The sequence below is a fragment of the Gordonia insulae genome (assembly GCF_003855095.1).
Classification (GTDB): Bacteria; Actinomycetota; Actinomycetes; order Mycobacteriales; family Mycobacteriaceae; genus Gordonia; species Gordonia insulae.
In genome coordinates, this window is the sequence record NZ_CP033972.1 from 2,517,291 (window position 1) to 2,541,336 (window position 24,046).

At 67.8% G+C, this 24,046-nt stretch carries 22 protein-coding genes; 8 read left to right on the top strand and 14 right to left on the bottom strand.

The features are described 5' to 3' along the window. Positions 1-368: 368 nt before the first annotated feature. Together D7316_RS11410 and D7316_RS11415 are read left to right on the top strand one after the other, a co-directional pair. The gene (locus D7316_RS11410) at positions 369-1,208 is read left to right on the top strand and encodes a sulfurtransferase (RefSeq protein ID WP_124708346.1); all 840 of its coding nucleotides are present in this window, start codon (positions 369-371) and stop codon (positions 1,206-1,208) included. A 5-nt stretch (positions 1,209-1,213) separates the two neighbouring features. After that, positions 1,214-1,519: a DUF1416 domain-containing protein gene (locus tag D7316_RS11415; protein ID WP_124708347.1), complete on the top strand. Its 306-nt coding sequence runs from the start codon at positions 1,214-1,216 to the stop codon at positions 1,517-1,519. A 76-nt stretch (positions 1,520-1,595) separates the two neighbouring features. On the opposite strand, the gene D7316_RS11420 is transcribed toward D7316_RS11415, so the two are convergent. Continuing rightward, entirely contained in the window at positions 1,596-2,042 is a 447-nt protein-coding gene (locus D7316_RS11420) for an SRPBCC family protein (protein ID WP_124708348.1), read from the bottom strand. A gap of 164 nt (positions 2,043-2,206) precedes the next feature. On the opposite strand from D7316_RS11420, the gene D7316_RS11425 reads away from it, so the two are divergent. Next, positions 2,207-2,875: an FABP family protein gene (locus D7316_RS11425; RefSeq protein WP_124708349.1), complete on the top strand. Its 669-nt coding sequence runs from the start codon at positions 2,207-2,209 to the stop codon at positions 2,873-2,875. Between the two features lie 13 nt (positions 2,876-2,888). On the opposite strand, the gene D7316_RS11430 is transcribed toward D7316_RS11425, so the two are convergent. From D7316_RS11430 to D7316_RS11455, 6 genes are all read right to left on the bottom strand, one after another. Then, complete coding sequence (locus D7316_RS11430; RefSeq protein WP_232016873.1) at positions 2,889-4,211, bottom strand: hypothetical protein; 1,323 nt, start codon at positions 4,209-4,211, stop codon at positions 2,889-2,891. Between the two features lie 525 nt (positions 4,212-4,736). Next, positions 4,737-6,485 (bottom strand): thiol reductant ABC exporter subunit CydC, encoded by a 1,749-nt coding sequence (gene cydC, locus D7316_RS11435; RefSeq protein WP_232016874.1) that lies wholly within the window; start codon positions 6,483-6,485, stop codon positions 4,737-4,739. Next, positions 6,475-8,205, bottom strand: a complete 1,731-nt coding sequence (gene cydD, locus D7316_RS11440; RefSeq protein ID WP_197718219.1) for a thiol reductant ABC exporter subunit CydD — start codon at positions 8,203-8,205, stop codon at positions 6,475-6,477. The genes cydC and cydD overlap by 11 nt, the downstream gene beginning before the upstream one ends. Then, positions 8,202-9,284: a cytochrome d ubiquinol oxidase subunit II gene (gene cydB, locus D7316_RS11445; RefSeq protein ID WP_124708350.1), complete on the bottom strand. Its 1,083-nt coding sequence runs from the start codon at positions 9,282-9,284 to the stop codon at positions 8,202-8,204. Before cydB ends, cydD begins: the two co-directional genes overlap by 4 nt. An 11-nt stretch (positions 9,285-9,295) precedes the next feature. After that, complete coding sequence (locus D7316_RS11450; protein ID WP_124708351.1) at positions 9,296-10,861, bottom strand: cytochrome ubiquinol oxidase subunit I; 1,566 nt, start codon at positions 10,859-10,861, stop codon at positions 9,296-9,298. Between the two features lie 251 nt (positions 10,862-11,112). Beyond that, positions 11,113-11,988: an aminodeoxychorismate lyase gene (locus D7316_RS11455; protein ID WP_124708352.1), complete on the bottom strand. Its 876-nt coding sequence runs from the start codon at positions 11,986-11,988 to the stop codon at positions 11,113-11,115. Between the two features lie 110 nt (positions 11,989-12,098). Here D7316_RS11455 and ygfZ point away from each other — a divergent pair, with 110 nt between their 5' ends. The 3 genes from ygfZ to D7316_RS11470 all read left to right on the top strand — a co-directional run bounded on the left by ygfZ (position 12,099) and on the right by D7316_RS11470 (position 14,282). After that, complete coding sequence (gene ygfZ, locus D7316_RS11460) at positions 12,099-13,283, top strand: CAF17-like 4Fe-4S cluster assembly/insertion protein YgfZ (protein WP_124708353.1); 1,185 nt, start codon at positions 12,099-12,101, stop codon at positions 13,281-13,283. Then, on the top strand, positions 13,280-13,933 hold the full coding sequence (locus D7316_RS11465; protein ID WP_124708354.1) for an MOSC domain-containing protein: 654 nt from the start codon (positions 13,280-13,282) through the stop codon (positions 13,931-13,933). Before ygfZ ends, D7316_RS11465 begins: the two co-directional genes overlap by 4 nt. 169 nt (positions 13,934-14,102) lie before the next feature. Beyond that, the gene (locus tag D7316_RS11470) at positions 14,103-14,282 is read left to right on the top strand and encodes a DUF3073 domain-containing protein (protein WP_124708355.1); all 180 of its coding nucleotides are present in this window, start codon (positions 14,103-14,105) and stop codon (positions 14,280-14,282) included. Between the two features lie 304 nt (positions 14,283-14,586). Here D7316_RS11470 and purM read toward each other — a convergent pair whose 3' ends face one another. The 3 genes from purM to D7316_RS11485 all read right to left on the bottom strand — a co-directional run bounded on the left by purM (position 14,587) and on the right by D7316_RS11485 (position 18,068). Then, entirely contained in the window at positions 14,587-15,708 is a 1,122-nt protein-coding gene (gene purM, locus D7316_RS11475) for a phosphoribosylformylglycinamidine cyclo-ligase (RefSeq protein WP_124708356.1), read from the bottom strand. A gap of 179 nt (positions 15,709-15,887) precedes the next feature. After that, positions 15,888-17,468 (bottom strand): amidophosphoribosyltransferase, encoded by a 1,581-nt coding sequence (gene purF / locus D7316_RS11480; protein WP_124708357.1) that lies wholly within the window; start codon positions 17,466-17,468, stop codon positions 15,888-15,890. A 213-nt stretch (positions 17,469-17,681) separates the two neighbouring features. Beyond that, positions 17,682-18,068 carry a sterol carrier family protein gene (locus tag D7316_RS11485; RefSeq protein ID WP_197718220.1) on the bottom strand — a complete coding sequence of 129 codons (387 nt, stop codon included), beginning with the start codon at positions 18,066-18,068 and terminating at the stop codon, positions 17,682-17,684. 25 nt (positions 18,069-18,093) lie between these two features. Here D7316_RS11485 and D7316_RS11490 point away from each other — a divergent pair, with 25 nt between their 5' ends. Further along, positions 18,094-19,602, top strand: a complete 1,509-nt coding sequence (locus tag D7316_RS11490; RefSeq protein WP_124708358.1) for a glutamate--cysteine ligase — start codon at positions 18,094-18,096, stop codon at positions 19,600-19,602. A 103-nt stretch (positions 19,603-19,705) separates the two neighbouring features. On the opposite strand, the gene D7316_RS11495 is transcribed toward D7316_RS11490, so the two are convergent. From D7316_RS11495 to D7316_RS11510, 4 genes are all read right to left on the bottom strand, one after another. Further along, on the bottom strand, positions 19,706-20,227 hold the full coding sequence (locus tag D7316_RS11495) for a DoxX family protein (RefSeq protein WP_124708359.1): 522 nt from the start codon (positions 20,225-20,227) through the stop codon (positions 19,706-19,708). Positions 20,228-20,290: 63 nt separating this feature from the next. After that, a complete protein-coding gene (locus D7316_RS11500) occupies positions 20,291-21,199 on the bottom strand; it encodes an NAD(P)-dependent oxidoreductase (RefSeq protein WP_164473775.1) in 909 nt (302 codons plus the stop codon). Further along, positions 21,192-21,629 carry a carboxymuconolactone decarboxylase family protein gene (locus tag D7316_RS11505; RefSeq protein ID WP_232016875.1) on the bottom strand — a complete coding sequence of 146 codons (438 nt, stop codon included), beginning with the start codon at positions 21,627-21,629 and terminating at the stop codon, positions 21,192-21,194. The genes D7316_RS11500 and D7316_RS11505 overlap by 8 nt, the downstream gene beginning before the upstream one ends. A gap of 4 nt (positions 21,630-21,633) precedes the next feature. Beyond that, positions 21,634-22,350: an enoyl-CoA hydratase/isomerase family protein gene (locus tag D7316_RS11510; protein ID WP_124708362.1), complete on the bottom strand. Its 717-nt coding sequence runs from the start codon at positions 22,348-22,350 to the stop codon at positions 21,634-21,636. A 118-nt stretch (positions 22,351-22,468) separates the two neighbouring features. Between D7316_RS11510 and D7316_RS11515 the strand changes: the two genes are divergently transcribed. Continuing rightward, on the top strand, positions 22,469-24,016 hold the full coding sequence (locus D7316_RS11515) for an AMP-binding protein (protein ID WP_124708363.1): 1,548 nt from the start codon (positions 22,469-22,471) through the stop codon (positions 24,014-24,016). Positions 24,017-24,046: the final 30 nt, after the last annotated feature.

Consider the following 24,046-nt stretch of genomic DNA (forward strand, 5'->3'; position numbering starts at 1 on the left):
ATGACGGGTCTCTGCGGAGATCAGGCGGGGTCCGGGCACAACCGAGGCAGGTTTGAGGGGCAACTTGCCCCTGTGTAGGGTGGTCGCATGCAACTGCGCCGTGAGTTCATGCTCACTCGCCGTCGTGCGATCGACTTCTGTCGCGTCGCCGACTGTTGCTGTCGTTAGACGATGAGCGCGGCGCCTGTTCGGCGCGTTCACCTCACGATGGCGGCCGGTGCGATTCCTTGCATATCTGACATCCCTCGCGTCTGATCCCGGACACCTCTCGGTGACCAGCAGCATCGCGATGAATCACTCCCGGTCGACATCATCTCGAATCCCATCTGAAGAAATCACTCTCCACACGCATCCGGGAAGGATCAACCATGGCACGTTCCGACGTCCTGGTCAGCGCCGATTGGGCTGAGCAGAACCTCAACACCGACAAGGTCGTGCTCGTCGAGGTCGACGAGGACACCAGCGCCTACGACGGCGGCCACATCGAGGGCGCGGTCAAGCTCGACTGGAAGACCGATCTGCAGGATCCGGTCCGTCGCGACTTCGTCGACGCCGAGCAGTTCTCCAAGCTGCTCTCCGAGCGTGGTATCGCCAACGACGACACCGTCGTCCTGTACGGCGGTAACAACAACTGGTTCGCGGCCTACGCGTACTGGTACTTCAAGCTGTACGGCCACAACGACGTCAAGCTCCTCGACGGCGGCCGCAAGAAGTGGGAGCTCGACGGGCGCCCGCTGAGCACCGACGCCGTGAGCCGTCCGGCCACCACCTACAAGGCCGGTGAGCCGGACCTGACCATCCGCGCGTTCCGTGACGAGGTCGTCGCCGACATCGGCGTGAAGAACCTCGTCGACGTGCGCAGCCCCGATGAGTTCTCCGGCAAGATCCTGGCGCCGGCCCACCTCCCGCAGGAGCAGAGCCAGCGTCCGGGCCACATCCCCGGTGCGATCAACGTGCCGTGGAGCAAGGCGGCCAACGAGGACGGCACCTTCAAGAGCGACGCGGACCTCAAGGAGCTCTACGACGAGGCCGGCCTCGACGGCTCCAAGGACACCATCGCGTACTGCCGCATCGGTGAGCGGTCGAGCCATACCTGGTTCGTGCTCAAGGAACTGCTCGGCCAGCAGAACGTGAAGAACTACGACGGCAGCTGGACCGAGTACGGCTCGCTGATCGGCGTCCCGATCGAGCTCGGAGAAGGAAAGTAATCAACATGTGTGCTGCACCCAAACAGGGACAGAAGCTGCCTGCGGGCGTCGACGTCGAGAAGGAGACCGTCCTGACCGGACAGGTCAACGACGCGGCGGGCACCCCGGTCGCCGGAGCCTTCGTCCGCCTGCTCGACTCGACCGGCGAGTTCACCGCCGAGGTCGTCGCCAGTCCGACCGGCGATTTCCGGTTCTTCGCCGCTCCCGGCACGTGGACGCTGCGTGCGTTGTCCTCGATCGGCAACGGCGACGTGACCATCACTCCGGAAGGCCCCGGGGTCCACGAGCACGACATCGTCGTCGCCAAGTGACTCCGGCCGTCTCGAGCTAGCCCGACACGTCCGACATCAGGGCCCGGCCACCACACGGTGGCCGGGCCCTGATGCGTCAATCGCGTTCGGCGACCTCGGCCAATCGGTCGATCGAGGCACGCAGCCGGTCAGCGGTCGTCGCGCGGGCTCTGGGCAGCCGCTGCTCGTCGTGCAGATCGGTCCAGTCGTAGGTGTGCGTGACGAGGGCGCCGTCGCCGTCGGGGGCGACCTCCCAGCGCCACCGGTGACCGATGGGTGCACCGCCCGGTTCCGCGGGACACCAGGCGATCACCCGCCCCTCGTCGAACTCCACCACGTGGTTCTCTCGGACGAAACCGTTGGTCAGGGTCATCGCGAACACATCCCCGACAGCGCGCACACGCTGCCCCGCCGATGCCTCCGCCAGGTTGTCGTTGCCGTCCCACTCGGGTTGTCGTGCAGGGTCGGCGATCAGCTCGAAGATCCGTGCGGCCGGGGCCCCGATCCGTCGCGATGCCGTCGAGATCCGCTGTTCATCGGTCATCACCCCATCAAAGCACCACCCGGGGCACCTCCGGTCGAAGGCGTCGCGGTCACACGGTAAACTCGCCGCGTGGTCATCTTCTTCGAGATCCTGCTGATCCTGGCATCGATTCTGATCGCCTGGTTCGGTGTCTACGTCCTTTACCGTCTGATCAACGACGAGTCGTGACCTCCGCAGACGCGGACGGCAGCGACGAGAACGACGGGCAATCCGTCACTCGTCGATCCGGCGACCAAGCGATCAACCAGGCGCTCGAGCGCGCCAAGGAGACCGCCGAGCGCAATCTCCCCGAGTGGGGTGACATACCGCTCCCGCACGACACCGCGAATCTGCGACAGGGCGCCGATCTGCATTCTGGCCTGCTGGCGCTGCTCCCGATGGTCGGTGTGTGGCAGGGCGAGGGTGAGGCCAACGATCCCGACACCGGCGAGGATTATCACTTCGCCCAGCAGATCATCGTCAGCCACGACGGCCAGAACTTCCTGAACTGGCAGGCGCGGTCGTGGGTGATCGACGACGACGCGCGATTCGTTCGGCCCGATCTGCGGGAGACCGGCTACTGGCGCATCGGTCCCGACGACAACATCGAGCTCCTGCTGGCCCACGCCGAGGGGTCGATCGAACTCTTCTACGGCCAACCGCTCACCCAGACCTCGTGGGAACTGGCCACCGACGTGGTCATCAAGGCCGACTCGGGCCGACGCACCGGCGGCGCCAAGCGGCTCTACGGTCTCGTCGACGACGGCGATCTGGCGTATGTCGAGGAACGAGTCGACGCGGACGGTGATCTCATCCCCCGACTCTCGGCCAAGCTCCGCCGTTACGCGGGCTGACGCACCCGGCCGGTCAGCGGGACTTGCGTAGCCACCGTCGCCGGTCCGACCATGCCAGGTAGAGGTTCTTCTTGGGGATCGCGCTGTAGACGACCGTGCCGAGCATGATCACCACCGAGCCGTAATTGGTTGCGGTACCAGGCTTTCCGGAGGTGCCCGGGATGACGGCACCCGACGTCGAGAACGTCGCCGACCGGCCCGGCAGACTGTCAACGCGCTCGCCGACGACGGAGAACACCTGACCGGTGTCGGCGTCCGCGCACACCGGGAAGGTCATCCGGCTGTGCGGCGCGACCTCGGCGACCGCACGTTCGTGCTCCCGGTTGTAGAGCACCGCGATCGCGTCGTCACCGGTGTTGCGGATCGTCATCGTCTCCGCGCCCGCGCGGTACTGATAGGTCACCCCGGCCGCCTCGGCGTCGAGATGGATCTGATCCGGATAGCCGCAGTCCCAGTCGGCACTCCACGGCGTCAGGTAGTGGTGGTCGAGGTGGTCACGCCGGGTCGGGACGGGCAGCACCGTGGGCATCGATTCGCCCGCCGAGAACCACATCACGCCCAGCAGAGTCGGGCTGTCATCGGTGCGCGGCGCCTGCACGTAGCAGACGGCGTCACCGGGCGGGACCGGGACCGATTCCCCGGGGTCCGCGACGACCAGGTCCAGCGGACCGTCGGCGCCGACGGTCAGGACCGCGATCGGTCCGTCGCCGCGATTGTGCACTGCCACCTCGCCGTCGATGCGGGTGTGATGCACGCCGTGCGCCATCGGATCGGCGAACACGAAGGACGGCGCGACGGGGACGCCGAAGTCGATGTCGCCCGGCTTCCAGAACAGATCGTCGGGATCGCGGTCGGACCAGTCGACCTCACCGGGTCCCGGTCCGTCGAGCATGAACTGCGGCTCGTCGGTCTGCGGATCCCGGCCCTCGACGATCTGTCCGACCAGGACGGGCCGGCCCTCGCTGCGCTCGGCCTGCAGGATGTGGAACTCCGCGGCCGGCAGGTCCATCGACGATCCGGCGGGCAGGTGGGTGAACTCGGTGCCGTCGGTGCCGGGCAGTTCCGGCGTGGAGAGCACCCCGAGGTCCCGACTCCCACGATTGTGCAGTACCAGGTGGTCCGATCCGGCCAGGTGGGAATAGGTGAGGCCGGAGATGTGGCCTGCGGTCCAGGTCGCCGCGCCGTCGTTGGTCCAGTCCGCGTCGTCCGGGGTGAGGAATCGGGCGCGGACGTGCTCGTCGACGTGGGCAGCGCGTTCGTGTGAGGTCCCGACCGGCACGGAGTGCATGATCACGGCGTCGTGATCGGACGCCACCTGAGCGTGTGTGGTGGTCATGGCGGTCTCCCTCGGCAGTGGATCGTTCATCTGTGGTTCGCGTCCCGAGCCTTTCGGGATGGGTCGACGTGATCGGCTCGTTTCATCGTCCGAAGCAAGTTCACGCCAGAAACGGGTCGCGAGCACGAGTAGTCGACTACTTGAATAACGGATCGCGGTCGCGGTGACCTGCGTTACACCGAGCGAAGAACTGTTACATGATGTCGCACTTCGTCCGGGCGCCCCCACCGGCGATCAGACTGCCCACAGACGGAAACGACCCCCGCACCGCCCGGTGACGGGCTGGATCGATCAGACAGGATCGAGGTGCGGGGGCCGGGTGACCATCTGGAATTCGCCAACACGAAGGTGCGAGTCCGCCGACCTCGACGGCCGACCGGCTGCACTCCCGTGGCAGTGAATGCCACGAATCCGCGCTAGCGGATGGTCACCTCACGTGTCCAATAGTCATACAACTTCGAACCACCTCCTTCCTCGTGTACAGCCGAAGATACGCTTGCCCGGCCGGAGGTCGCAACGGATTTCTCAGACCACCGCAACCGGCTCGACCTCGAGCACCCGACACTCCGGTTCGACAGCGGAAAGATCTTGCGCGGCACGGTGATGCGTGACCACGACCACCGTCCTCGAGCGATCGAAGAGACCGCCGTCGACCGCCACCAGCGCGCGCAGCAGCGTGGCCGCGTCGTCGTTGTCGAGGTGCTCGGTCGGTTCGTCGAGGAGCACCACCGGCGCGCGGTGCAGCAGCGCCCGTGCGATGAGCAGTCGACGCCGCTGGCCGCCGCTGACCGCTTCGCCACCACCGCCGAGATCGGTGTCGATCCCGTCGGGCAGGGAGCCCACCCAGCCGCCGAGGCCGACCGCGTCGAGCGCCGAGATCAGGTCGGCGTCGGTGGCATCGCCACGGGCCACCAGCAGGTTCTCCCGCAGCGAGGTGGAGAAGAGATGCCCTTCCTCGGCGAGGTAGACGACGGCCGACCGTGGGTCGATCTCGGCGCCGGCGTCGTCGCGACACGTGACGGTGCCGACATGCGGGGCGAGCAGCCCGGCGAGGGTCAGCATCAGGGTCGACTTGCCCGATCCGCTGGCCCCGACCACGACGAGGCGCCCGCCGGGCGCCATCCGCATCGTGAGACCGTCGGGCGGGCCCAGATCGGGCGCCGACGGCCAGCCCCACCGCAGTCCGTCGACCTCGACGGTCACCGGACCGGCATGGACCGGCCGGTCGAGCGGTCCATCGGATCGCGGCTCGACGTCGGGCGCACCGGCGCCGTCCACCAGTGCCATCACCCGGGCGGCGCTCTGGCGACTGCGTTCCAGCTGAATCCCGGCCTCGGTGAGCGGAGCCGTCGATTCGAAGGCGGACAGCGGCAGCAGGACGAGCACACCCAGGATCATCGGGGTGAGCCCCTCACCCGACGCCACCGCGGCGAGCGATCCCGGGACCGCGGAGGCCAGGTGGATACCGATGAGACACGCGGCGAACAACGAGACACCCAGCGAGAGCGGTGTCGCCGCGGCCGCCGACGCCTCGTACCGTAATCCGCGATCCGCCGCGGACAGTGCGGCGGCGTCCGCGGCCGACGCCGTGGCCAGGACATGGTCGCGACGGCGCGCGACGGTGAGTTCGGGTGCATGCCAGAGGGCGGCGAGGGTGGCCTCCGACGATCTCGTCGACGCGGTCGACGCATCGGCGATCGTCCGCGCGGAGCCGCGGGCGGCCATCGCGGGCGCGACCACGCCACTGACGGCCAGCGCCACCGCGAGGACCACGGCGGCCCACCACGACACCAGGGCCATGATGATCACCGCGGCCACGCTGGTCACCGCGCCGACCGCAATGGGGATGACGCCCCGGATGAGGGCATTGCCGATCTCGTCGATGTCGTCGCCGGTGCGCGCCAGCAGGTCGCCTCGGCGCAAGGTGACCGAGTAGGCCGGTGAACCTTCGGCCAGGGCCCGGTACACCCGTTCGCGGGCGGTCGCCATGGCGCCGAGCGCGAGGTCGTGGGTGGCCAGTCGTTCGAGGTAGCGGAACACACCGCGGGAGATGCCGAGTGCGCGGACCGCGGTGATCGCGACCGACAGATAGAGCACCGGCGGCATCTGCCACGCGCGGGTGATCAGCCACGCCGACAACGCAGCCAGGCCGAGCGCCGACAGTGCGCCGCCGACGCCGAGCAGGACCGACCTGGCCACCGGCCGTCCCCGGAGGCCGAGGAAGCCGAACGCACGCCGCAGCGGATCGGAACGGCCACCACGCTCAGTGGGCACGGGACACCCCGCCGAGGTCGACGACCTGATCGGCGACCGATCGCGCGGACAGGTGATGGGCGATCACCACCACGGTGTCACCCGCTCGCGCCCGCGCGACCAGGGCGGCCAGCACCGCGGCCGCGGACCGATCGTCGAGGTGTGCGGTCGGTTCGTCGAGCAGGACCAGTGGCGACGGCGACGCCAGCACCCGGGTGAGGGCGAGCCGTTGCCGCTGACCGGCCGACAGTCCGACGCCGCCCGCGCCGAGGAGGGTCTCGGCCCCCAGCGGCAGCGACGCCAGCACGACATCGAAACCGGTTGCCGCCGCGGCCCGGTGCAGGGCGGTCGGGTCCAGGACGCCGAAGAGCGCGAGATTCTCCGCGACGGTGCCGGGCACCACCACCGGTTGCTGGGGAAGCCAGGCGATCTGTTCGTGCAGCGCCGCCGGCTCGAGTTCGGCCACCGAGACCGGGCCGATCAGCACCGAGCCCTCATCGGGGTGGATCAATCCCATCATCGCGAGCAGCGTCGTCGACTTCCCGGCTCCGTTCGGGCCGGTCAGCACGGTCAGCGCGGCCGGCTCGATGACGGCGCCGAGCCGGTAGGGCGCCCATCCGTCGCGGCCGTGGACCCCGACGTCGAGCAGGGTGATCGGTTGGCCGGCAACCGAACAGGTCCGGGGCCCGGGCACGGCCACCGGCGATGCGTCGGCCGACTCGATGAGGTCGATGACCTCGCCGGCCGCTTCGACGCCGTCGGCGGAGTTGTGGAACTGGGCCCCGACCTGCCGGAGCGGATGATAGGCCTCGGGGGCCAGGATCAGGGCGAGAACACCTGCGTAGAGGCTCACCTCGCCATAGACCAGCCGGAGTCCGATACCGACGGCCACCAGGGCGACGCACAGGGTTGCCAGCAGTTCCAGCACGGCGCCCGACAGGAAGGCGATCCGCAGCGCCGACATCGTGCTGCGCTTGTGGGCGCGGCCGAGGGCGGCCACCTGGGCTGCGGGTCCGCGCGAGCGATTGAGGGCACGCAGTGTCGGCAGTCCCGCGATGAGGTCGAGCAGTTGGGCGTTCAGCCGGCTCATCGCCTCGAGTTTGCGGGCGGTCCGGTCTCGCGTGGTCAGCCCGATCAGCACCATGAACAGCGGGATGAGTGGCAGCGTGACGAGGATGATCAGCGCCGACGGCCAGTCGGTGAGGGCGATGACGACCAGCACCGTCGGGGTCACGGTGAACGAGACGATCAGCGCCGGAAGGTAACCCGAGAGGTACGGGCCGAGGCTGTCGAGGCCCTGCAGCAGGACGGTGCTCGCGTGTGCGCGCCGGGACGGCAGGTCGCGTGGCGAGGTGCGGGCGGGATCGGTCAGGACGTCGAGGGCGCGCGCACGCAGTTGCGCGATCACCCGCGCCGACGCCCGCTGTGCGTAGCGGTCGTGCAGATACGACATCACCGCCCGCGCGACAAGGGCGCAGGCCAGTACCAGCAGGTGAACCTGTTGCGCGGCAAGCGATCGTCGCGACGGGTCGACGATCAGTTCGGACAGGATCGAGGCAGCCATCGCCGCCGTCACGATGATCGCCACCACCGCCGCGCACGAGAAGCCTGCCGTGACGATCACGTAGCCGCGGGCAGCCGACGAGTACTTCAGCAACCGGGGATCGATCGGCCCGGTACGCCGTTGTTCACCGCGGACGCCCTCGACGTCGATGGCGTCCGCGGTCGGTGTCGGGGTCATTCAGTCGGCACGCGCAGCGACGACAGGCCGCTGGGCGCCGGGATCTGTTCCACCGAGATCCGCTTGCGGAAGACCCAGTAACTCCACGCCTGGTAGGCGATCACCACCGGGGTGATGAACACCGCCGCCCACGTCATGATGGTCAGCGTGTAGTGACTCGACGACGTGTTGGCGATGGTGAGGTTGTACGCCGGATCCGTGAGCGACGGAAGCACATTCGGGTAGAGCACCGAGAACAGCGTGGCCACGGTCCCGGCGATCGCGATGGATGTCGCGAAGAACGCGATCCCCTCGCGTTTCATCTGGGTGGCGAGGACCATCGCCACCGCCGCCAGCGCCGCGATCAGCACCGGGATCCAGGTCCAGCCGTTGCCGTAGGCGAACTGCGTCCAGAGCAGGAAGGCGGCCGCGACCACCAGCGTCGGAATGGCCAGCCGTGATGCCAGTTTCATCGAGTCCTGCTGCAGTACCCCACTCGTCTTGAGCGCCAGGAAGACCGCGCCGTGGGTCAGGAACGCCAGCAGGGTCGTGGCCCCGCCGAGCAACGCGTAGGGGTTGAGCAGGTTGAAGAAGCCGGCGGTGTACTGGGCATCGGCGTCGATCGGCAGGCCGCGGACCACATTGGCGAACGCGACGCCCCACAACAGTGCCGGGATCCACGAGCCGAGACCGATGCCGATGTCGCACCACGTGCGCCACTTCGGATCGTTGATCTTGCCGCGCCATTCGATGGCCACCACGCGCGTGATGAGCCCCACCAGGATCAGGAACAGCGGCAGGTAGAAGGCGGTGAACATCGTCGCGTACCACCCACCGAACGCCGCGAACAGGGCTCCGCCCGCGGTCAGCAGCCAGACCTCGTTGCCGTCCCACACCGGCCCGATCGTGTTGAGGATGGCCCGTCGTCGTTTGTCGGGGTCGGCGATGTCCTCCGATGGCGCGACGCGATCGTCGCCACCGGTGTGACTCCGGCCGAGGAACGGCATGAGCATGCCGACGCCGAAGTCGAAGCCCTCGAGTACGAAGTACCCGATGAACAGCACTGCGATGATCAGAAACCAGAACTCCTGCAGTCCCATCGTCGATCTCCTCAGTACGCGAACGAGAGTTGTTTGGGCTCATCGGAATCGGAATCATCCGAGGGCTCGTCCGGCGGTATCGCGTCGTAGGTGGCCGGCCCCTCGATGACGTAGCGGCGTTGCAGCATGAACCACACCACGCCGAGCGCGCCGTAGAGCAGGGTGAATCCGATGAGGGTGACCCAGACGGTCGCGGCGACGTGATTGGACACACCGTCCTGCACCAGCATGTTGATCTGGGTGGGGTCGAGATCGTCCTGCCAGTTGGGCGCGACGACCCACGGCTGGCGGCCCATCTCGGTGAAGATCCAGCCGGAACTGTTGGCCAGGAACGGCGTCGGGATCATCCACAGGGCCAGCAGGCCGAAGCGTCTGGATTCGACCACCCGCTTTCGCCGGGTCAACCACAACCCGCCGAGCGCCACTACCACCGAACCGAGCGCCCAGGTGATCATGGCGCGGAAACCCCAATAGGTCACGAACAGGTTGGGGGCGAAGTTCTGGTTCGGCATCTGCAGCGCCTCGGCGTACTGCTCCTGCAATTGGTTGACACCCTGCAGGGTCGCGTCGAACCGGTGGGTTGCCAGGAACGACAACATCCCGGGTATCTCGATGACGTGCTCGATGTTGTCGCAGTTGTTCTGCCTCCCGATGGACAGGACCGAGAATCCGGCCCCGGTCTCGGTGTCGCACAACGACTCGGCCGCCGCCATCTTCATCGGCTGCTGCTTGAACATGATCTGCGCCTGGGTGTCACCGGTGATGAACAGCGCGACACCCGCGACCAGGGTGAGCCACAGCGCGAACCGGGTGACCGGCCGCCAGAGCTGCCGCGCGTCGTGCTCCAGGTCTTCGGGGGTCGCGTCGATGTGGCTCGGCGAGGTGGTCTTCGGCATGTCCGACGTGTCGCCGGTCTCGATGGCCTCCCGGAGTTTCTTCGCGCGCCACATGTTCCGCGCCATCCACCAGCATCCGATCGCGGCGACAAAGGTGCTCGCCGTGAGGAAGGCGCCCGCGATGACGTGCGGGAACGCCGCCAGGGTCGTGCTGTTCGTGATCACCGCGAAGAAGTCGTTCATCGCGGGGCGATTCCGTTCGGCGTCCCATTCCACGCCGACCGGATGCTGCATCCACGAGTTCGCCGCGATGATGAAGTACGCGGAGGCGTTCACCCCGATCGCGGCCAGCCAGATGCAGGCCAGGTGCACCCGCCGGGGCAGCCTGCCCCATCCGAAGATCCAGAGTCCGATGAACGTGGACTCCAGGAAGAACGCGACGAGACCCTCGAGCGCCAGCGGCGCGCCGAAGACATCCGCGACGTATCGGCTGTACTCGCTCCAGTTCATGCCGAACTGGAACTCCTGCACGATGCCGGTCGCGACGCCAAGGGCGAAGTTGATCAGGAACAGCTTGCCGAAGAATTTCGTGGCGCGCAGCCACTGCTCATTCCCGGTGACGTGCCACACCGTCTGCATCACGGCGATCATCGGTGCCAGTCCGATGGTCAACGGGACGAGGATGAAGTGATAGACGGTGGTGATCCCGAATTGCCATCGGGAGACATCAAGAGCGTCCATGTCGCCTCTATCAAGAGTCGGTGTACCGGGCTGCGATACACGGGCCGGGTCGGTGTGCGCGACCGACTGGGTGCCGAACCACGTCCTACTACTGGCCGTAGTAGTGATGCCCGTTCGACGCTACGCTGCTGTGACGGGTCTGTTCAAGCGACCAAAGTCCTGATCGCAGCGCGATGGAATTGTGAGCTGCATCCCGTCCGTGTGACATCTGGTCGCCGATCACCGACCTGCGCGGGCGTTGTCACTCATTGTCAGTCAACACAAATCGCACGGTCCACCAATTCGGCGAATTCGTGCGCGTCCGTGCCATTCGGCGACACCGGCATGACGTACCGGTTGAGCGAGGTGACCCGCGCCGCGAGCGCGACGCTGCTGACCAGCCACACCGAATCGGCCGCGATGAGGTCGGCGCGGCGCAGGGTCGCCGTGCGTGTGGTCCACCCCTCGTGTTCGGCGGTCTCGAAGACCGCCCGCTGCGTCGTGCCGGGCAGGATGCCACTCTCCGCAGGCGGGGTGGCCAGTGTCTTTCCCGTCACCGTGATCACCGTCGACCTCGGTCCCTCCAGCACGAAACCCTCGCTGCTGAGGTAGATGACGTCGTCGAACCCCTCGTCGGCCGCATGACGCAGTGCGGCCATGTTGGTGGCGTAACTGAGCGTCTTGGCGCCCAGCAGCTGCCAGCGAGCCGAGCCCGCGAGGTCGGTCGAGAACCCGCGGTCGAGGGTCACCACCGAGATCCCGTCGGCGCGCGCACGGTTCACCCGGTCCGCCACCGCGCCGGCCATCACGTACGCGGTCGGATCGCCGTCGGGAGCGCTCTCCCGTCCGCGCGAGTACACCAGCCTCAGCCAGGCCTCGCCGTCCCCGCCGGTCTCCTGCCATTGCTTCTCCGCGACGTCGATCGCGCTCTGCCAGGTGTCGCGGTCGGGCTTGGGGAGATCCATCATCTCGGCGCTGCGTTCCAGCCGGTCGAGATGGGCGCCGACGCGGCGGGTGCGGCCGGACCTGATGAGCAGCGTCTCGAACACTCCGTCGCCCCGCAACGCCGCCAGATCGTCGGCATGCAGGAACGGGACGTCGGGGTCGTGCACCGTGCCGTCGAGGGTCACCAGAATCTGCGCCACCATGAGTCCGAGGCTAGGACGTGTCTCGTGATTCCGCCCGCAGGCACGCTGGCACCCCGGTGGCGGCCATCCACGCGCATCCCTTCGGCACCGCCGACCCGTAGAATCGACGTGTGACCGCGTCGCCGCTTCTGACCAGGTATTCCACCCAGGGCGCCGTCCCTGGGCCGACATCCGCCGACGGCGGCGAACCGGTCGAGGTGGCCTGGCATTACGGCGATCCGCTCGGCGAGCAACGCACGGCCGAACGCGGGGCGGTGATCGTCGACCGTTCGGACCGGGCCGTCATCGAGCTCCCCGGTCCCGAACGACTGACCTGGCTGCACACCATCTCCAGTCAGCACGTGGCGAATCTGGCAGACCGGACCAGCGCCGAGAACCTCTCACTCGACGCGAACGGTCGCATCGAGGAACACTTCGTGTTGACCGACATGGACGGTGTGACCTGGATCGACTGCGAAGGTGACCGCGGCCCGGCGCTGCTCGACTTCCTCACCAAGATGGTCTTCTGGGCCAAGGTCGAGCCCGGCGCACGCCCGGACATGACGGTCATCACCCTCATCGGCCCCGATGTCACCCGCGGTCGGATCGCCGAGTTGCTGGAACTCACCCCGGACGCCCCGGTGTATGCGGCAGGCGACCTGCCCGAACTGCATCACGAGGAGGAGCCGCTGGGTTTCTGGCGAGTGATGCCGTCCTTCGGCGAGGGTGCGGGCGTACCCGTGGTGGACCTCGTGATCCCCGAATCGGCCGTCGAGTCCTGGTGGACCCAGCTCACCGACGCGGGTGCCCGGATGGCGGGTTCCTGGGCCTACGACGCACTGCGCGTCGCGGCGTTGCGACCCCGCCACGGCGTCGACACCGACGACCGCACCATCCCGCACGAGGTGAACTGGATCGGCGGTCCCGACCAGCAGGGCGCCGTCCATCTGGACAAGGGGTGCTACCGGGGTCAGGAGACCGTCGCACGCGTGCACAACCTGGGCAAATCGCCCCGCCGACTGGTGTTGCTGCACCTCGACGGCAGCGCCGACGAGCGGCCCGTGACGGGCGACCCCGTCACGGCGGGCGGCCGCACGGTCGGCCGACTGGGTACGGTCATCGACCATCACGAGCTGGGGCTCATCGCGTTGGCGCTGGTCAAGCGGACCGTCGGGGCCGACGTCGATCTGCTCGTCGACGGCGAACACCCGGTGAGCGCCCGCATCGACCCGGATTCGCTGCACGACGACGCCCACGAGCAGGCCGGCCGTGCCGCCATCGACCGACTGCGCCGCGGTGGGACGGACCGATCGTGACGGCTGACCACCCGAGCACCGGCGTGGTGCTGGCGGTGTGTGCGGCGACCGACGATGTGATCCTCGACAAGATCGGCGCCAGCGGCATCGACAAACGGCCGCTGACCGGCCGCGTCGCGGTGGGCGAGCTCGGACTCGGCCCCGATCACGTCGTCGACACCAAGCACCACGGCGGCATCGACCAGGCCGTCTACGCCTACAGCGAACGGGAAGCGCTGAACTGGGCCGACGAGTTGGACCGGGATCTGCCCTTCGGCTGGTTCGGCGAGAACCTCCGGATCGACGGGCTCCCGGTCACCGACGCCCTGGTGGGCGAGCGATGGGCGATCGGCGACGACGGGCTGATCCTGGAGACGACGATCCCGAGGACGCCGTGCCGCACGTTCGCGGTGTGGGCGGACGAGGATCAGTGGGTCAAGCGATTCTTCCAGCGGTCCGACACCGGCTCCTACCTGCGGGTTGTGTCACCGGGCACGGTGGGCGTCTCCGACGTGGTCCATGTGGTGCACCGCCCGTCGCACGGCGTCCGCATCCGGGATCTCGTCCCCGGCACCGACGCCGACCGGGATGCACTCGAGCGCCTGCTGTCCGTCGACGACCTCGCCCCGAAAGTCCGACGCGAGGCCTCCCGCAAACTGAGCCGCGTCTGACTCCGACCGGCCGAGATCGCGCTGTTCCCGACCCGTTACGGCGCGGTCGGCAGGGCGATCCGCATTATCGGGAGGAGCGCGCTAAACTGGGTCCCACGACAGATTCATTACCTAGAGAACGGGGCCGCCAAGTGTTTGGCCGCCCCGTCATTGTGCGAGGGGGTCCCATATGGGCCGCGGCCGGGCGAAAGCAAAGCAGACGAAGGTAGCTCGTCAGCTGAAGTACTCCACTCCCCATACCGACTTCGACAGCTTGCAGCGCGAGCTGTCCGGGTCGGAGGAATCGGCGGTTGAACGCCGAGACCCGGTGGACGAGTGGGCCGAAGAGGACGAGTGGCGTCGAGCCTGACGGTCGCACGACGTCGGCGTCACCCTCAACTCTCCGCACCGATCTCGGTGCGCATCAACGAAAACCACACCTGAGCAGTTGCTCGTGGGCACTGTCCCCCACGTGCGGTGCTCGGGTGTGGTTTTCGTGATACCCGAGTCGGTCGGCTCGGCGAACGGACACGGCCTCACGCAGGACGAGCGCGCGTGCGCACGCTCGATCGACGCGCGCACTCATGGTGCGATCGCGCGCTCCCGATCAGAGGACTCCGACTGGAGAACGCCGGGGAGCCGACGCCTTGCGACGCCGGTGATGCACCGATGTATCAGAAGCGGGGATGCTCCCCGGCCAGGTGGACTCGGGGCAGATCGGTGTTCTTCGGCTCGGCGGAACGCTTGACCGATCCGAGGACCCAGTTGTCGACGTGCCGTGCGGTCAGCACCGCCTGCGCGCGCTCGGTGTCCTCCGGGGCCACCACGGCCACCATGCCGACGCCCATGTTGAAGGTGCGCTCCATCTCCTCGCGCGGTACCCGACCGCGCTGGGCGATGATCGCGAACACCGGTGCCGGGGTCCAGGTCCCGCGTTCGAGCTCGGCGACGAGGCCGGCCGGGATGACCCGGGCCAGGTTCTCGGCCAATCCCCCACCGGTGACGTGCGCGAAGGTGCGCACGTCGGTCTCGGCAGCCAGTGCGAGGCAGTCGCGGGCGTAGATCCGGGTCGGTTCGAGCAGTTCCTCGCCGAGGGATCGGCCGAACTCCTCGACATGCCCTTCGAGGTCCATGTGACCCCACTCCAGCAGCACCTTGCGGGCCAGTGAATAGCCGTTGGAGTGCAGTCCCGACGCACCCATGGCGATCACCACGTCGCCCGGCCGAACCCGTTCGGGTGAGAGCAGCTGGTCGGCCTCGACAACGCCGACGGCGGTGGCGGACAGGTCGTAGTGGTCCTCGTCCATCAGGCCCGGGTGCTCGGCCGTCTCGCCACCGAGCAGTGCACAGCCGGCGTCCACGCAGCCGTCCGCGATACCCGCGACGATCTGCGCGACGGTCTCCGGGACCACCTTGCCGACGGCGATGTAGTCCTGCAGGAACAGCGGCTCGGCACCGCAGACGACGAGATCGTCGACACACATGGCCACCAGATCGCGACCCACCGTGTCGTGCTTGTTCATCGCCTGCGCGATCGCCAGCTTGGTGCCGACACCGTCGCTGGCCGCCGCGAGGACCGGCTCCCGGTAGTTCCCCTTCAGCGCGAACAGACCGGAGAAACCGCCCAGACCGCCCATGACCTCGGGCCGGGATGCCCGCTTGGCGTGCGGCGCAAAGAGTTCGACGGCGCGTTCACCTGCGTCGATGTCGACACCCGCGGCCGCATAGGATGCCGAGACGTCCGCGGCGGCTGGGTTGTTGGCCGGACTGTCGGCAGCCGAATCCCGATCGGTCATCTAGCTGAACACCCCTTGTCGAAATCCAGATGGTCGGATCTCCGGGTGGTCGGAGCCTCCGTCGTCGCGTACCCTCGCGCGCGTCCGCGTCACTGCGTCACGCACGGGTCCGACGGCGAATACGCTACCCGACCGCGCCTCGGCGACACCGGTCGGTGTGGCTCGATCGGCCGCAGCCCTCAGGGCCGCATCACCGCGCTGACGTTGTCGTTGGCGGCGGTGAGCGGGTCGCCGCGGCCGTCGCCCGCCGCATTGGCGAGCATCTGTTCGAGGACCGCCTTGCCCATCGACGTCTCCTTGGGCAGTTCGATCGGGTACTGACCGTCGAAGCACGCGGCGCAGAGGTTCTCCGCCGGCTGATCGGTGGCGGCGATCATCTCCTCGATGCTGATGTAGCCGAGCGAATCCGCGCCGATGGCCTGACGGACACCCTCGACCATGCCGGCCTCGGATTCCATGCCGTTGGCGATCAGTTCGGCCGGCGACGCGAAGTCGATGCCGTAGAAGCACGGCCAGCGGACCGGACTCGACGCGATACGCACGTGGATCTCGGCGGCACCCGCCTCGCGGAGCATCCGGATCAGGGCGCGCTGGGTGTTGCCGCGAACAATCGAATCATCCACCACGACAAGCCGTTTCCCGCGAATGACCTCTTTGAGCGGGTTGAGCTTGAGGCGGATGCCGAGCTGCCGGATGGTCTGAGAGGGCTGGATGAAGGTGCGGCCGACGTAGGCGTTCTTCATCAGACCCTGGCCGTACGGGATGCCCGACTCCTGGGCGAAACCGACCGCGGCCGGCGTGCCGGATTCCGGCACCGGGATCACCAGGTCACCCTCGGCCGGATACTCGCGGGCCAGGCGACGACCGATCTCGACGCGGGTCGAGTGCACCGACCGTCCGTGGATGACGCTGTCCGGTCGCGCCAGATAGACGTACTCGAAGACACAGCCCTTGGGCGTCGGTTCGGCGAATCGCGAGCTGCGGACCCCGTCCGCGTCGATGGCCAGGAGTTCACCGGGCTCGATGTCCCGCACGAAGGACGCGCCGACGATGTCGAGCGCCGCGGTCTCGGACGCGACCACCCAGCCGCGGTCGAGGCGACCCAGCGACAACGGACGCACTCCGTGCGGGTCCCGCGCGGCGTAGAGCGTGTGCTCGTCCATGAACGTCAGGCAGAAGGCGCCGCGCAGGGTCGGCAGAAGTTCCAGCGCCGCCTGCTCCAGACTGCTGTCCGCGGCGCCGTGCGCCAGCAACGCGCCCACCAGGTCGGAGTCCGACGTGGCGGCCGAGCTCATCACGCCGAGTGAGCGTGCGCGGCTGGCCAGGTCGGCCGTGTTGACCAGGTTTCCGTTGTGCCCCAGTGCCACGCCCGTGCCCGCGGTGGTGGTGCGGAAGATCGGCTGGGAGTTCTCCCAGGTGGTGGAGCCGGTCGTGGAGTAGCGGCAGTGGCCGATCGCCACGTGGCCGACCATCGCGCCGAGAGTCTGTTCGTCGAACACCTGGCTGACCAGGCCGAGATCCTTGAACACCAGAACCTGCGAGCCGTCGCCGACGGCGATGCCGGCCGCTTCCTGCCCACGGTGCTGCAGTGCGTAGAGGCCGTAGTACGAGAGCTTGGCGACGTCTTCGCCGGGCGCCCACACACCGAACACACCGCACTCCTCGCGGGGTTCGTTCTCGGGCTCGTCCAGGTCCCGTCCGGCGCCACATGCGCCTGTGGGAGCGAGCAGGTTCTTGCTGTCGAGCGACAAGTCGGTCATCGAGACGAGCTCCCTGGGGGCTGGCGGGCGAACACGGTGACGGGCTGGGGAGACGCCCCCGAGTTTACGGGTCCCTGCCACCACATGGCGAATCCTTGCAACGGTGCGGCGGACTCGAGCATTCCGAGATGCGGATCGAGTGTGACCCCGCACACCGACCCCTCCCATCGCGATGTCGTCACCGCGCACCCGTCCCGAGCGGACGCGTGCCCCTCAGATCGGGAACAACGGCAACCAGCGCGCGACCTCGGTCGCCCGGGAACCCGACGCGGTGATCGCCCCGGCCTCGATCTGATCGGCCATGTCGTCGAAGCCCACCACCAGACGCAGCCATGTCCGGGCATCGGTCTCCACGACGTTGGGTGGGGTGCCACGAGTGTGCCGGGGACCCTCGATGCACTGCACCGCCACGAACGGCGGCACCCTCACCTCGACGGAGTTCCCCGGTGCGACCTGGGCGAGCGTCCGCGCGGTCTGCCGGACGGCGGCCGCCAGATCGGTCCGGGTCGGCTCGCGTTCGTTCTGGTCCCGCAGCCACGGCGCGACCGAAATCAGTACCGCACGGACCTCCGACGGATCGATCGGTTTACGCGCTGCCACGCCGACCATCATGCACCATTGAGCCATGGGCACCGACGTCTCGAAACGAGAGTTCACCGGCGAGGACCGCGTGCGGTTCCGCAGGCAGGTGAGCCGCGGCACCGAGGCGATCGCCCGCATGCTCGCCGACGGTCTGTTCACCGACCACGGCCGGCCACCGGAACCGTTGCTGGGCATGGAGGTCGAGCTCAATCTCGTCGACGACGACATGAATCCGGCGATGGCGAACGCGACGGTTCTCGATGCCATCGCCGATCCCGACTACCAGACCGAGCTCGGCCAGTTCAACATCGAGATCAATGTGTCACCGCGGCCGTTCACCACCGACGACACCATCTCGTTGGAGCAGGCCCTGCGGACCTCGTTGAACCGCGCGGAGAAACGGGCCGCGCAGACGTCGAATCATCTGGTCATGATCGGCATGCTCCCCACTTTGGGCGCGGAACACTTTGCCCACCAGTGGATCTCGGCAAACCCTCGCTATGACCTGCTGAATGAGCAGATCTTCAACGCGCGCGGCGAGGATCTCGAGATCGACATCAGCGGAATCCCGCTCGGCGAGTCGCACAGCACCGAGCGGCTGCACACCTCAACCGACTCGATCCTGCCCGAGGCCGCCTGCACATCCTTGCAACTTCACCTCCGTGTGGCGCCCGAAGACTTTGCCGCACACTGGAATGCGGCGCAGAGCATCGCGGGGATCCAGGTGGCGCTCGCGGGGAACTCCCCGTTCCTGGCCGGTACCGCGCTGTGGCACGAGAGCCGGATCCCGGTGTTCGAGCAGGCCACCGACACCCGTCCCCTGGAACTGAAGAACCAGGGTGTCCGACCGCGGGTCTGGTTCGGGGAACGATGGATCAACACCATCTTCGATCTCTTCGAGGAGAACACCCGCTACTTCCCCGCGCTGCTCCCGGTGTCCACCGACATCGACCCGATGGACGAGATCGATGCCGGTCGCATCCCCGCGCTCGACGAGCTGCGCCTGCACAACGGCACGGTCTACCGCTGGAACCGCCCGGTCTACGACGTCGTCGATGGTCATGCCCACCTGCGCGTGGAGAACCGGGTACTGCCGGCCGGTCCCACGGTCGTCGACACCATGGCCAATGCCGCGTTCTACTACGGGGTCGTACGCGGACTCGTCGAACTCGACCGCCCCTTGTGGTCGCAGATGTCGTTCAACGCCGCCGCGGAGAATCTGCAGTCCGGCGCGCGGGCCGGCTTCGAGGCGCAGATCTATTGGCCGAATGTCGGCTGGGTGCGACCCGACGAGCTGACCCTCCGACGCCTCCTCCCCCTCGCCGACTCCGGGCTGCAGTCGTTCGGGGTGTCCGGCAAGGCACGGGCGCGCTATCTATCGGTCATCGAGGGTCGCTGCATCAACCGGCAGACCGGTTCGGCCTGGCAGCGCCGAGCCGTGCTGGCACGGGAGACGGCAGGCGACGATCGAGCCGCTGCGCTGCGCGGCATGCTGCGGGACTACGTCGACCTCATGCACGAGGGCGAACCCGTCCACACCTGGCCGGTCTGACCTCGACGGCCACCCACCGACCTCCGAGGAGGTCCGGCAACGCCGGCCGAAGACCGTCGCGACGGGCCGCGCCCGACCGTCGACGCCGCGGTGCGGGACCACCTCAGGCAGCGCCGCCCTGCGGACGGTGGAACGCCGCCAGTTGCGCGCCGGCGGCCGCCAGTCCGACCCCGGCGGCCACTGCCGCTGCCTTGTTCCCGCTCAGCTTGGTGTCGAGCCCCAGCGCGCGATCCACACTGAATCGTCCCGGTCCGAGGCCGGCCAACGCGATGGCCGCCACCGACAGGTTGGCCACGTACTCCCAACCCTCCGAGGTGATGAAGAAACCGTTGGGCAGATGCACCGAACGCGCGGCCACCGCCATCGTGCCGACGACCGCCGACGCCGCCAGCGGTGTGCCCGCACCGGCCAGGATGGCGCTGCCGGCGCCCACCTCCACCACCGCCGACGCCGTGGCCTGCATCTTGGGTTGTTTGAAGCCGATGGAACCGAACCAGCCCGCGGTGCCGTCGAGGCTGCGACCGTGCTTGACGCCGTGGGCGATCATCGTCCCGCCGATGGCAGCTCGCAGGAGCAATTGCACCGCGGTGTTGTCGGTCGACGGGCGGGTGAACAGGCGTGCCATCGTGTGTGTACCTCTCGACGTTGGGGCATCGGGTCGAAGCTCTTCGTATATCTGGCCATGAGATCAGTTCTTCGCGCGCAGTTCCACCCCCGCCACGCGTTCCAGGACGCGTACCACCTCGGTTTGATCGGCCTGCGCGTCGAGCTGATCGAGTGCCGAGGCCCAGGCTGCGCCGAGCGCCGAGCAGACTTCGAGGCCCACCCCGCAGTCGCGGGCCAGATCGAGTGCGATGCCCACGTCCTTGTTCATCAGGGCCGCGGTGAAACCCGAGTCGAAGCCACGACTCAGGACGTACGTACCGAATTTGGTCTCGGTCGCCTGATTGCGGCCACTACTCGCGTTGAGCACCTCCAGCAGCGTTGCAGGATCGATGCCGAACCGGGCACCCGCGACCAGGACTTCGGCGCCCGCGAAGAGGCCGACGGCGGAGAGCAGATTGTTCAGCGCCTTGGCCGCATGGGCGGAGCCCGCCGGCCCGACGTGGATGATCTCGCGAGCGGTGACCGCCAGCAGCGGGCGGACCGCCTCGATGGCCGCGGTCTCGCCGCCGACCATCACCGCCAGATCGCCGACGACGGCACGGGCCACGCCGCCGCTGACCGGGGCGTCGACGACGGCCACGCCCGCCTCCGCCGCACGCCGCGCGAGCGCCTGAGTACGTACGGGGACACTGGAACTCATGTCGACGATGATCGAGCCGGGCGCGAGAAACCGGAGCAGACCCTTATCACCGAGCACCACCTCGTCCACCACGTCGCTGGTCGGCAGTGACAGGACGACGACGTCACAGTCGCCCGGTTCCCCGGTGACAGCCATGGGGTACGCGTCCAGGAAGCGTGCGGTCGCCGCGGGGTCGGCATCGACGACGACGAGTTGTTGGCCGGCGCCGACAAAGTTCGTGGCGATCGGCGACCCCATCGCCCCCAGCCCGATCATCGCGACCCGATGACCGGGGAGCGGTTGGTCACTCATCCTGCCCACCTTTCTCTTTCGCCCGAGCCGGCCGCGGTCCCAACTCACGCAGCAGCACGTCCTGCGCAACCCGCATCGCCGCGATGCCCGCGGGCACACCGCAGTACGCGGTGGCATGGATGATCGCCTCGACGATCTCGTCGCGGGTCAGGCCGTTGACCAGCCCGGCTCGGACGTGCACGGCCAGTTCCGTGTGATGGTTGAGGGCGACCAGCATGCCGAGCGTCATCAGGCTGCGATTCCGGCGATCCAGGCCCGGCCGTGTCCACACCGACCCCCACACGGATTCGGTGACGAACTGCTGCAGCGACTCCCCGTCGGAATCGGCGTTGCGCGCCAGCGACTCGGCGACATAATCGGCACCGACCACCTCGGTGCGGACTGCCAGACCCGCGTCGTAGAGCGCCTGATGCGCATCGTCGTGATTCACGAGATCACCTGGAACGCTTGAGGACCCGATCGGCGGCGGCCCAATGCGCATCGGCCACCCAGAGTGTGGCGAACTCCTCCACGGCATCGTCGGCGGTCGCACCGTTGAGAACTCGCTTGATGGCGGCCGCAGGTGCCGACGCCAGCGATTCCGCGACCGCACGCCAATCGTGGTCAAAGGTCTCGCGCGGAAAGACCTCGTCGACCAGACCGAATCCGTGGGCCTCCTCAGCCGACAGGAGTCGCCCGCCACCGGCCAGCAGCAAGGCGCGCGGGCGCCCCACGAGCGTCGCGAGTCGCTCTGCGCCACCCCACGCGGGCATGATCTGCAGAGTCGACTGATTGAAGCCGATCTTGATGTCGTCGGCGGCAAGTCGGATGTCGGCGGCGGTGGCGAACTCGGCGCCACCACCGAGGGCGTGACCATTCAGCGCGGCGATGACCGGCGCCGGGAAGTCGACCAGGCGCTGACAGATGGTGCGCATGCGCCACGCCATCGCGCGGGCGTCGTCGAGGGTGCGCAACGCGGCCAGCTGCTTCAGATCGCCCCCGGAGACAAACACTCGGTCTCCCCCACCCGTGATCGCGAGCGCCCGCGCGCCGGCCGCCTCGTCGATCGCGTGATCCAGCTCGTCCATCGTCGACTGCGCGATGGCGTTGCGCGCCTCCGGGCGGTCGATCGTGATGACCGCCAGCCCGTCGACCGTCTCCAACTTCACCATGAAAACCACTCGCTCTCCGCTAGTGAGATTGCTATTCTCGCCCAGAGAGAACATTATCACCACTACATCCGGGTCGACGGTGACGCATCGGAGCGCCCGGGTCGGACTTGGGGGCTTCATGACCAGGCAGGTGCCGGCCGAACTGGCCGAGAAGTACATCGCCAATGGGTGGTGGACCACCGACACCGTCGGCGACGTCCTGACCCGCGGCCTGCAGGACGCACCCGACGGCGCGTTCCGCATCCATTCTTCCGTGCGACCGTGGACGGGCACCTTCGCCGACGTCGACGACGTCGCCCGACGCCTGGCCGCCGGGCTCCGGGAGCGCGGGGTGGGGCCGGGCGACGTGGTCGCCTTCCAACTGCCGAATTGGATGGAGGCCGCGGCGACGTTCTGGGCATCGGCCTTCCTGGGCGCGGCAGTGGTGCCGATCGTGCACTTCTACGGCCGCAAAGAGGTCTCCTACATCCTCGACGAGGTGCGTCCCAAGGTGTTCATCACACCCGAGCGCTTCGGACGACTCGAGTACGACCTCACGGTATGCGCCGACGTTCCCATCGTCGGCGTCGTCGACCGCGATTTCGACGATCTCCTCGCCGACGAACCGCTGACCGGCACACTGCCCGTCGACCCGGCCGAGGCGGCCCTCATCGCTTTCACCTCCGGTACCACCAGGAATCCCAAAGGCGTTCTACACAGCCATTATTCGCTGGTTCACGAGACACGTCAGCTCGCGGGCTGGTACCCACCCGACCGCGGCCATCAACTCACTGCCGCTCCGGTCGGTCATTTCATCGGCATGATCAACGCCTTTCTGATCCCGGTCCTCGACGGGACCGACATCAACCTCACCGACGTCTGGGACCCGGGCCAGGCACTCGAGTTGATGCGGACAGAGAATCTCACCGTCGGCGGCGGAGCCACCTATTACATGACCAGCCTGCTCGAGCATCCCGATTTCACGCCGGAGCACCTCCCGTCGATGAAGTATGCAGGCCTCGGCGGATCCTCGGTGCCCAGCGCCGTGACCACGCGACTCGCCGACCTCGGCATCACGGTCTTCCGCTCGTACGGGAGCACCGAGCACCCGTCGATCACCGGATCCTGGTATGACGCCCCCGAGGACAAGCGCCTGCACACCGACGGCCGGCCGTTACCGGGTGTCGAGATCACACTCGCCGAGGACGGCGAGATCCTCAGTCGGGGGCCGGATCTCTGTATGGGCTATACCGATCCCGAGCTCACCTCGCGCATGTTCGACGAGTCCGGTTGGTACCACACCGGCGACATCGGGGTCCTCGATGACGACGGCTATCTGAAGATCACAGATCGCAAGTCCGACATCATCATCCGCGGCGGCGAGAACATCAGCGCACTCGAGGTCGAGGAAGTGCTGCTCGGCATGGCCACCGTCGCCGACGCCGTCGTCGTCGCAGTACCCGACGAGCGGCTCGGCGAACGCGCCGCGGCGGTCGTCCGCATCAAGGCCGACGAGACGGCTCCGACGCTCGACGAGCTCCGAATCCACTTCTCCGCCGTCGGGTTGGCCAAGCAGAAATGGCCGGAAGAGATCCACGTGGTGGACGACTTTCCGCGGACCGCCAGCGGCAAGATCCAGAAGTTTCGCATCCGCGCCGACATTGTCAGTAGCCAGGAAAGAGAATAGTATTCTCATCAGTAGCAAAGGAGAGTTTCA